The organism is Dactylosporangium sp. NPDC000555, from assembly GCF_040300025.1.
Classification (GTDB): Bacteria; Actinomycetota; Actinomycetes; order Mycobacteriales; family Micromonosporaceae; genus Dactylosporangium.
The window spans coordinates 1-1,375 of the sequence record NZ_JBEPDB010000205.1 but is presented as its reverse complement, the minus strand read 5'-3'; the positions used below and the strand labels follow the sequence as shown (position 1 = coordinate 1,375).

The window sequence follows — 1,375 nt, the reverse complement described above, 5'->3', positions numbered from 1 at the left end:
CCAGGGCCATTGCGTGTTCGGCAGATGGCGGATTGAGCTGGGGTTATACGGGGTGACTGGCCTTTGTGGAGGCGGTCAGGGCGGGTGAGATCGCCTAGGTGATCATGGAGTTCTCTACGCTCCCAGCCACCTTCGAGGACCTCACCCGCGATGTCAGCATGCCCGATCCAGGTACTGTCCGCAGTTACCACCCCCACCGACACGCCACCCCGCCCAGTGACCGAGAGTGAACAAGCGGGTTTGCTGCACGCGTTGACGGCGGTGCCGGACCCCCGCAGCCCGCACGGGCTGCGCTATCCGCTTACCGGGCTGCTCGCGGTCGCGGTGTGCGCGGTCATGGCCGGCGCGTCTTCGGTCACCGCCATCGCGGACTGGCTGCACGACCTCGACGACATCGCCCGGGCCCGGCTCGGCTTCCTGCGCAGGGTCCCGGCCACCAGCACGATGTGGCGGCTGCTGATCCGCCTGGACGCCGACCTGCTCGCGATGGTCCTCGCGGGCTGGCTCCGTACCCGCACCCGGCCGGCGCCACCCCGGCGGCCGCGGTACCGGCAGGTCATCGCGATCGATGGCAAGACCCTGCGGGGTGCCCGCCGCGCCGACGGCAGCCAGGTGCACCTGCTGTCCGCGCTGGACACCAGCACCGGCATCGTCCTCGCACAGGTCGCCGTCAGCGCGAAGTCCAACGAAATCCCCGCCTTCGCCCCGCTGCTCAACGCCGTCGAACAGGTGCTGGGCAGCCTGCAAGACTCGATCTTCGTCGCCGACGCGCTGCACACCCAAACCAGCCACGCGAACGAGATCGCCGCACGCGGCGCTCACCTGCTGATCCCGGTCAAAGGCAACCGTCCGACCTTGTTCACACAGCTCAAGACACTGCCGTGGGCACAGGTCCCGATCGGGCACCAGACCCGCGACCGCGGTCACGGCCGCCGCGAGACCCGCACCGTCAAAGCCGTCACCCTGCACACTCCCGGCGGCATCGGGTTCCCCCACGCCGAACAGGCCGTCCGGATCACCCGCACCCGCACCATCACCACCACCGGCAAGACCAGCCGCGAAACCGCCTACCTGACCATCTCCCTGCCCGCCACCGACGCCCACCCCGCCGACCTGCAGGAATGGGCCCGCTCCGAGTGGCCGATCGAAAACCTCGTGCACCACGTCCGGGACGTAACGTTCCGTGAAGACGCACACCAAGCCCGAACCGGCAACGGACCCGCCGTCATGGCCACCCTGCGCAACACCGCGATCGGTTTCCACCGGACCAGCGGCGAAGCCAACATCGCCCGCGCCACCCGACGCGCCGACCGCCGTCCCCACGACCTCATCACCGCCGTGATCAGCGGCAACCCGACAACGCAATGACCCTGGG

At 69.4% G+C, this 1,375-nt stretch carries 1 protein-coding gene; it reads left to right on the top strand.

The features are described from left to right. Nucleotides 1-252 precede the first annotated feature (252 nt). Entirely contained in the window at nt 253-1,368 is a 1,116-nt protein-coding gene (locus tag ABT297_RS43035) for an ISAs1 family transposase (protein WP_350560000.1), read from the top strand. The last annotated feature ends 7 nt before the right edge of the window (nt 1,369-1,375 follow it).